The sequence below is a fragment of the Mycobacterium sp. genome (genome assembly GCF_036273375.1).
Lineage (GTDB): Bacteria > Actinomycetota > Actinomycetes > Mycobacteriales > Mycobacteriaceae > Mycobacterium.
Genome location: NZ_DASUHS010000067.1, coordinates 1 through 7927, shown reverse-complemented (window position 1 = coordinate 7927; position 7927 = coordinate 1). Strand labels below are relative to the sequence as shown.

The 7927-nt window shown below is 66.8% G+C and carries 7 protein-coding genes and 1 pseudogene; 5 read left to right on the top strand and 3 right to left on the bottom strand.

From position 1 onward, the window contains the following. Both VFW69_RS06255 and VFW69_RS06250 read left to right on the top strand, forming a co-directional pair. Window positions 1-193: pseudogene (locus VFW69_RS06255) on the top strand (TetR/AcrR family transcriptional regulator); the annotation flags it as partial. Window positions 194-261: 68 nt separating this feature from the next. Continuing rightward, window positions 262-747 (top strand): YkgB family protein, encoded by a 486-nt coding sequence (locus VFW69_RS06250; RefSeq protein ID WP_526499244.1) that lies wholly within the window; start codon window positions 262-264, stop codon window positions 745-747. On the opposite strand, the gene VFW69_RS06245 is transcribed toward VFW69_RS06250, so the two are convergent. After that, entirely contained in the window at window positions 709-1341 is a 633-nt protein-coding gene (locus VFW69_RS06245) for a TetR/AcrR family transcriptional regulator (protein WP_526499242.1), read from the bottom strand. The genes VFW69_RS06250 and VFW69_RS06245 overlap by 39 nt on opposite strands. A 132-nt stretch (window positions 1342-1473) precedes the next feature. Between VFW69_RS06245 and VFW69_RS06240 the strand changes: the two genes are divergently transcribed. From VFW69_RS06240 to VFW69_RS06230, 3 genes are all read left to right on the top strand, one after another. Then, the gene (locus tag VFW69_RS06240; RefSeq protein WP_526499246.1) at window positions 1474-2097 is read left to right on the top strand and encodes a TetR/AcrR family transcriptional regulator; all 624 of its coding nucleotides are present in this window, start codon (window positions 1474-1476) and stop codon (window positions 2095-2097) included. Between the two features lie 91 nt (window positions 2098-2188). Beyond that, the gene (locus VFW69_RS06235) at window positions 2189-3988 is read left to right on the top strand and encodes a flavin-containing monooxygenase (protein WP_526499240.1); all 1800 of its coding nucleotides are present in this window, start codon (window positions 2189-2191) and stop codon (window positions 3986-3988) included. After that, window positions 3985-5550 (top strand): flavin-containing monooxygenase, encoded by a 1566-nt coding sequence (locus VFW69_RS06230; RefSeq protein ID WP_526499238.1) that lies wholly within the window; start codon window positions 3985-3987, stop codon window positions 5548-5550. Before VFW69_RS06235 ends, VFW69_RS06230 begins: the two co-directional genes overlap by 4 nt. Window positions 5551-5607: 57 nt before the next feature. Here the strand turns inward: VFW69_RS06230 and VFW69_RS06225 are convergent, their stop codons facing one another. Further along, a complete protein-coding gene (locus tag VFW69_RS06225; RefSeq protein ID WP_526499236.1) occupies window positions 5608-6444 on the bottom strand; it encodes an SDR family NAD(P)-dependent oxidoreductase in 837 nt (278 codons plus the stop codon). Window positions 6445-6505: 61 nt separating this feature from the next. Further along, the gene (locus VFW69_RS06220) at window positions 6506-7810 is read right to left on the bottom strand and encodes a calcium:cation antiporter family protein (RefSeq protein WP_526499234.1); all 1305 of its coding nucleotides are present in this window, start codon (window positions 7808-7810) and stop codon (window positions 6506-6508) included. Between the last annotated feature and the right edge of the window lie 117 nt (window positions 7811-7927).

Genomic DNA, 7927 nt, shown 5'->3' with positions numbered 1-7927 from the left:
GATACAGCTGTCCGGAGCGACGGCGGAGGGCGATCAACGGGACGCCGAACTCTCGGTGGCGTTTCACCGGCTCGATCCGTCTCGCTATCCCGCGACGGTCACCGTCGCCGACGATCTGCCCGTCCCGCTGGCCGACGAATTCGCTTTCGGGTTGCGGCTCATCGTCGCCGGCCTCGAGCGGTTGCGGAAGTGAACGCGATCGTGCCCTGCACCGTGGGTTGGTTGGACGCCCGCATTTCAGCTCCCGAAAGGAATCGCCCGATGATCGACCAAACCCTGGCACCGGCCGCGGCGCCGGCGCTGACCCGGTGGGGCCACCACGTAAGCCGCTACGGCCTGGTGCTCGTCCTGGCGTGGATCGGAGTGGGCAAGTACGTGAAAATGGAAGCCCGCGTGCTCATTCAGCACAGCCCGCTGATGAGCTGGGTTTACGACGTCTTCAGCGTCACCTTCGTCGGGCGTGCACTCGGAACGATGGAAATCTTTGCCGCCCTTCTCATTGCGGTGCGGCCGCTGTGGCCGCGAGTCTCGGCGGCGGGCAGCGCCTTGGCGGTGGTGCTGTTTATGGGCACGCTGAGTTTTCTGTTCACCACCCCGGGTGTGGTCATGACGTACGCCCACGGTTTTCCGGTGCTCTCGGCGCTGCCCGGCCAATTTCTGCTCAAAGATCTGGTGTTGCTCGGGATTGCGTTGTGGACGTTGGGCGACTCACTGATGGCCGTCGGTAAAGAGCGTTCCCCGCAGTAGCCCCTTGGCCGAATCGAGCGTCGCGGCGTACGCATCCGGACCCAGACTGGCCGCCCGTTCCGTCAGACCGCGTGCCAGCGCATGGATCGCATTCACCGCGGCGCCCGGATCGGTGCCTGCGGGCAGCGCGCCCTGCGCTTGGGCATCACCGACGATCTCAGTGATGATGTCGCGCAACGCTTTCAATCCGGGGTACTTCAATCTGTTGCCACCGCGGTGTTCGTGGCCGACCACCCGCATAGCCCGCTCGAAGGCGGCCAGGCCTGGATAGTCGCGCATCAACCGGCTTGACTCGTCGAGCACCGCTGCGAGCCGATCGACGACATTGTCGGACTGTGTGGCGGCCGCGCGCAGCCGGGGGAGTGCGATCTGGTCCATCTCGCTGACGGTGGCCCCGAGCAACTCGGACTTGTTCGCAAAGTAGTGATACAAGCTGCCGCTGGTCATACCGGCGGCCCGGGCGATCTCGCGAATCGTCGCCCGGGTATAGCCCGCATCGGCCACACAGCGCATCGCTGCGGTGATGATTCGTGCCCGGGTCTGCTCGCCATCGGCGCCCACCGGCCGGCCCAATTGCGGCGGAGTGGCGGTCATGGCGCCCTGCGGGTCCGTCGGTCACGCACTGCGCACCTCCGCGCCCACACCAGAGAAATTGATCGTTCGATTATATTCGATGTGTCGGCAGTATCGGCCGACGGACAGGATGCGACCAGTGGACGTAGCACCGTGGCGCGGGCGCAACGCGGGCGTCCGGTAGGTGCCAGCGGCGAGGAGACTCGCCGGCGGATCATCGTCGCCACCATGCGGTGCGTGGCCGCGGCGGGGTACGCGCGGGCAACTATTCGTGAGATCGCCCGCACCGCGAACGTGACCAGTGCGAGCCTCTATAACTACTTTCCGAACAAGTCAGAACTGATGAAGGCCGCGGTGGCGGCGCGGACCGACGTCGCGGTCCCGCGACTGCGCCAGGCGGCCGCCCACCCGGGCAACGCGATCGCACGATTAGAAGCGGTCCTCGATGAATCGGGCCGGCTGATGCGCGAGTACCCCGACCTGGCGGCCTTCGAGTGGGTGATACGGGCGGAGAAAGCGATCGCCGTCGATGCCACGGCGACGGGCGGGTTTCAGGCGTTCCGCGAAATCATCGACGGCATCATCGAGGATGCATTCCCCGAGGGCGGGCTAGCCGGCCGCGCGGACCGGCGCGGCGTTGCCGAGGCGATCTATGCGCTGATCTACGGCCTCACCGAGTTGGCGGCCACGCTGCCGTCCAAGGAGTATCACGCGGCGCTGGAGTCAGCCAGGCAACTGATCAAGGGCACCCTGCTCGCCCCGCGTACGCGGGGATAGCCGCTCGTAACCGGCCGCGTGCGTGGCCGCGCCCTTGATATGATCAAGCGATTGATTATAGGGTCGAGGCCACGGAGAGGAACCCGAGGCCGTGACCGAGACCGTTGGCCAGGCGTTTGATGTCGACGCGCTGCGACGCAAGTACGCCGAGGAACGCGCGCGCCGTGTGCGTGCCGACGGCATTGCCCAGTACGTCGAGATGGCCGGCGCGTTCGCCCGATACGCCGAAGACCCGTGGGCCGACGGGGACCTGGCCCGCGAGCCGCTCACCGACGAGGTGGACGTTGCCATCGTCGGCGCCGGATTCGGCGGCCTGTTGACCGGGGCGCGGCTACGACAGCTCGGCGTCGGAAGCGTGCGGCTGATCGACCGCGCGGCTGACGTCGGAGGTACCTGGTATTGGAACCGCTATCCCGGAATCGCTTGTGACGTCGAGTCGTACGTGTACATGCCGCTGCTCGAGGAGCTGGGCTACACCCCCACCGAAAAGTATGCGAAGGGCCCGGAGATCTTTGCGCATTGCCGGCGCATCGCCGAGCACTTCGACCTCTACCGCGACGCCTGCCTGCAGACCGACGTGCGGGAAATCCGTTGGGAACCAGCCGAATCGCGCTGGATCATCCGCACCGACCGGGGCGACGAAATGCGCGCCAGGTTTGTCTCCATGGCCAACGGCTATCAGGCCAAACCGAAGTTGCCGGGCATCGAAGGGCTCGGTGCCTTCCGCGGGCACGCGTTCCACACCAGCCGGTGGGACTATGCCTACACCGGTGCGGGGCTGCAGAATCTGGCCGACAAGCGCGTCGGCATCATCGGAACCGGCGCCACGGCGATCCAGTGTGTACCGCACCTCGCCGCCGCGGCCCACCGGCTCTACGTCTTCCAGCGCACCCCGTCCTCGGTGGATATCCGGGCAAACCAAGCAACGGATCCGAAGTGGGCCAACACTTTACAACCCGGCTGGCAGCGCGAGCGAATAACCAACTTTCAGATCCTCACCGCCGGAGGCCAAGCCGACCAGGACCTGGTCGCCGACGCATGGACAAGCATCACCCGCAAGCTGCCCGTCATGCGTCAGGATCCAGACGGCCTCGCCGATCCCGAACAGCGCGGCCGCGACATCGAGCTGGCCGACTTCGCGAAGATGGACGAGATCCGGGCACGCGTCGCCGCGATCGTCTCCGATCCCGCCACCGCCGAGGCGCTGAAACCGTGGTACGGATACTTCTGCAAACGACCCTGTTTCCACGACGACTATCTGCAGACGTTCAACCGGGACAACGTCACCCTGGTCGACACCCGGGGTCTCGGGGTGCAGCGCATCACCGAAACCGGTGTGGTGGTCGACGGCGCGGCCTACGAACTCGACTGCCTCATCTTCGCAACGGGTTTCGAGGTGGGCACCGACTACTGTCGCCGCACCGGATTCAAGCTGATCGGCCGTGACGGTGTGACGCTCACCGAACGCTGGGACGGCGGCGTGCGCACCTTCCAGGGCCTGTGTACGACCGGATTCCCGAACTGCTTCATCGAAAGCATCGCCCAGGCCGGGCTGACGGTGAACTTCCCCTACCTGCTCGACGTGCAGGCCGGTCACGTCGCCTGGATCATCGCGACCGCACTCGCCGAAGGCATCACCGAAATCGAGGCCGCACCTGCCGCCGAAGCCGCCTGGGTCGACACGGTGGTGGCCCGGTCGGTCGCGAGTGCCGAGCGTGCCAAGACGTGTACGCCGGGCTACTACAACCGGGAAGGCAAGGCCGACGCCAAGACCCGGCAGGGCAGCTTCTTCTTCGGGGCACCCACCGAGTACGCCGACATCCTGCAGCAGTGGCGCGCCGACGGGAGCCTGGAAGGCCTGCTGGTCCGCCGCGCCGGGGACGGGCCGTGACAAGCCGAAAAGCCAAGTCGCTCTACGCCATTGGGCGGATGCGAGCGGCGACCCGGCGCGGCCGCGGTCCGAAGGTGGCCATCATCGGCGCCGGCTTCGGTGGGCTGGGCGCGGCCGTCGCGCTGCGCCGCGCGGGCGTCGACGATCTGGTGATCATCGAGGGCGACGACGGGGTCGGCGGCACCTGGCGGCGCAACACCTACCCCGGCGCCGCCTGCGATATCCAGAGCCACCTGTACTCGTTTTCCTTTGCCCCCAACACATCCTGGAGCCGCACCTACGCGCGGCAGGCCGAAATACTGGCCTATCTCGAATCGGTGGCCGACGACTTCGACTTGCGTCGCCATCTCCTGCTCGACACGACGGTGCGCTCCGTGCGCTGGGACCCGCATACCGCGGCGTGGCATTGCGAACTGAGGCGGAACGGGCAGCCGGCCAACCTGACCGCCGACGTCGTCGTGTGTGCGGTCGGCCTGTTCGGATCGGCCAAGCTCCCCGATATCGACGGCCTGAGCGACTTCGCCGGCCCAGTGCTGCACACCGCGCAATGGGATCACGACCTCGATCTGGCCGGCCGCAACGTCGCGGTGATCGGCACCGGCGCCAGCGGGGTACAGCTTGTGCCCGAGTTGGCGAAGACCGCCGGGCACGTCACGGTCTTCCAACGCACCCCGCCCTGGATGGTGCCCAAGGACGACCGCCCGTATAGCGAGACCGAATTGGCCCGCTTCAAACAAAGCTTCCTGGCGTTGCGCCGCACCCGGTGGCAGATCTGGAAGTTTCAGCACGACAACACCGCAACGTTCGCCGACGACCCCGTAGTGACGGCGCGCACGCAGATCGCGACATCGTTCCTGGAGCGCACCGTCGACGACGAACCGCTGCGCCGGGCGCTGACACCGGACTATCCGTTCCGCTGTAAACGGGTGCTGCTGGGCGACGACTATTACCGGGCCGTGCAGCGCGACAACGTCGAACTGGTCACCGACCCCATCTCGCGGATCGGCCGCACATCGGTGATCACCGCATCGGGCACCGGAATCGACGTCGACGCGATCGTCCTGGCCACCGGCTTCGAGACGTCTCGCTACCTCTCCGGCATCGATGTCGTCGGCGCCGGCGGACGCCCGCTGCACGAGCACTGGGGCGACGACCCGTCCGCCTATCTGGGGGTCGCGGTCAGCGGATTCCCCAATTTCTTCATGCTCTACGGCCCCAACACCAACCAGGGTGGCAACTCCATCGTCTACATCCTCGAGGCCGGGGCGCGACTGGTCGCCAGCGCGGTAAGCCGCCTGGCACGTCGTGGCGGATACCTCGACGTGCGACCCGAGGCCGAAAAGCGCTACAACGACGCACTTTCCGCGGATCTGGAGCGCACCATCTGGACGCGGTGCGACAGCTACTTTCGATCGCCGTCCGGCCGAATCGTCACCCAATGGCCGTATACCGAGCTCGAGTACGCGCGCCGGACCTGGCGGCTGCGGGCACGGGAGTGGATCCACGGCGGGACGCGTGACGGTGCCGGCCTCACGAAAGCCGGCATCAGCGCCGAGGAATAGCCAACCGGAGTCCAGCGCCCCCGAGCTCACCCCGCATTCCGAGCTGTACTACCTCGTCTAGCCGCCGACCGCCACCCGGGCTCGTTCGGTCATCGAAGCGATCACGCCGCCGTCGTTGAGTATGTCAGTGCCGGTGAGGTATCCGGCCTTAGCGCTGGCGCAGAAGGCGAGCAGCTCGGCCATCTCTTCCGGCTTGCCCCACCGCGGGACGGCGGCGTTGGCAACCATCGCGCCGGCGCCCGCCTGCTCCTCGAGCCTGCCCATCTCGGTGTCGATGGACCCCGGTGACACCGAGACGATGCGCAATCCGCGGGTGTTGAATCGCTCCGCCTGCGACTGGCTGTACCACTTGACGAAGGTCTTGCTCACGGCGTAGGCGAGACCGGATCGCGCCTCCTCGGGAGCGATGCTGCACGCCGTCAGCATGGCGTCCATGAAGGCGTCGGTGTCGTCCAGCGCCTGCGGAAATTGTTCTGCTGGAATGATTTCCGCAGGCAGCATGTGCGCCGCCATCGACGCTACGTTGACGATCACCGCGCCCTCGCCGGCGACCGCAAAGAACTCCTCGTTGACGTTGACGGTGCCGACGGCGTTGGTCCGCATGACGTAGTCGGCGGCACCCATGCTGGGGCTGACCCCCGCGGTGTGGATGACGGAGACGACGGTCCCGAGGTTGTTCGCGGTGCCGAGCAGGCTCGCGACGGCGCCCCGGTCGGTCACGTCGCAGTCGACGACCGTCGCAGCGATCCCGAGGTCTTGCAGGGTCGTCGCCGCGGTCGCCAGCCGGTCCTGCCTGACGTCGCACAGCACCACGGTGTGGTCGCGGCCGACGATTTTCGCCGTGGCCAGGCCCATGCCGCCCGCACCGCCTGTGATCACCGACACTCGATTCATACCTGGGACGGTATACGCAGCGTGATTCCGGGCGCAGGGCGGTCATCGGTGCCGTGGCGGCCTACCTCGGGTAAGTGGAATCTCCCGGTTCGTGGTGAACGTGACCGCCGTGCCGAATGGCCGTGCCGAAGAACGGCGCCGCGAGAGTGGCGGCGACGTGGCGACGGTTGATGATCAGCCCCACGATGGCCACCGCGGTATAGACAGCACAGAGCAGCAGCCGCCCCTGTGTCGAGAAGATCGGGAACTGGACTACGAACAGCCCGAGCAGTGTGCACGCGGCGGCCCGGTGGAACCGCAGCGCCAGGATCAGCGCCACCCCCATCATCGTTTGGGTGGCGGTGAGCAGCACTTCCTCCACCTGGCGGGAATCCAGGAGCAGGGAGAACCCGCCGCCGCCCAGCAGGTGGGCGATGGGCAGTGACCCGATCAGCAGGGTCCATTGGTTGACTTTGGAGGAGATCAGGGTGGCGATAGCCGCCGTGCCCTTGCCCCGGGTGGCGAAAATGATCGCGATGATGAATTCCGGTGCTTCGGAGGCCAGGGGGGCCAGCCACTGCACCAGCAGGAAGCGGTTGATGCCGAGTTCCGTGCCGGCGGCGACCAGGTTATCGGCAAAGGGCTTGGCGCACAGCAGGATCACCCCGGCCGACACCAAGAACAGGCCGATCACAGCGACGCGCCGCCGGCCGTCGGGCAGGTCGCCCAACGCGGCGGCGGTGCCGATCAGCTCGGGCTCTTCGACGTCGCCGTGGCTGATCTTGTACAGGTAGAACCCGAACCAGGCCAGCAACGCCAGCCCCAACCCAAAATGGATCTGGCCGCTCACCGGGATCACGAACGCGAGAACGCCGGCGATCAACAGGAATCCGAGTTCGACGCGGTTTGCTGGCTCCAGCGTCAAACCGGTCGGCTTGTGCGAACCGGGCTTGCGGGCGACCAGAATGCTCACCAGCACCACGACGGGCCAACCCAGACCCATCAACAACCGGTTGGACCCGGTCATGTTGGCGGCGGCGTATTGCGTGTAATCCGCGTTGTGGCCGGACACGTAGGCGTAATAGAGGTCGACGGCGTATTCGGGCAGCACCGCGATCAGGGCGAGTAGCGCCGTCGCCAGCCCCCCGGAGACGTCGATCTGCGCGGCCTCGGCCGCCCACGCCAGCCAGAAGCTCGCCGCCACCACCGCTGCCCCGAAGATCAGCAGGGCGAGCACCGCGCCGGTATGTAGTCCGGCGATGCGGACGACCACGGCCGGGACGACGAATGCACCGGTGATCAATCCGGAACGGGTCAGGATGCGGCGCCGCCAGCGTGCCGTCGTCGAGACGGTGGCTGTGGGCCTGTCTGTGGCAAGCATCGTCATCCTTCGCGGGGGGTGGCGATCGGGTGGCTACTCGGCTCGGGTGCCGTGGCGAATCGATTACCCAAATTACCTATGACCTACGCGGTCAGCAACGTAACGAGTTTGCCACGAAAGCGG